This is a genomic window from Halalkalibacter lacteus (genome assembly GCF_036663595.1).
GTDB lineage: Bacteria > Bacillota > Bacilli > Bacillales > Bacillaceae_D > Halalkalibacter > Halalkalibacter lacteus.
In genome coordinates this window covers 1-291 of the sequence record NZ_JAWRVL010000135.1, presented here as the reverse complement: position 1 = coordinate 291, position 291 = coordinate 1, and the positions used below count along the sequence as shown (strand labels likewise).

Genomic DNA, 291 nt, shown 5'->3' with positions numbered 1-291 from the left:
ATGCCTGCAAGTCCTAATAACGTGGGGACAATGTCCACATGACTTGTTAGCATATCCGTTTCTTGACAGTTAGCAAATCGTTTAGGACTGTGTATAATGAGTGGAACATGAATAGCTTCCTCATAGGCATTATGCCATTTTTGAAACAAGCCGCCATGGGCCCCAACGAGACTACCATGGTCTGCAGTAAATACTACAATGGTATTTTCATAGTAAATAGACTTCTTAAGAGCGGTAAATACTTTATACATTTCATCATCAACCTGCTTATGAAGTGAATAGTATAGTTGC

The 291-nt window shown here is 39.2% G+C and carries 1 protein-coding gene; it reads right to left on the bottom strand.

Annotation, left to right across the window (positions count from 1 at the left end; all coding sequences use genetic code 11):
- Nucleotides 1–251 (bottom strand): sulfatase-like hydrolase/transferase (locus tag SAZ04_RS21805; protein ID WP_332699614.1); only part of this gene is annotated, 251 nt, incomplete at its 3' end.
- Nucleotides 252–291: the final 40 nt, after the last annotated feature.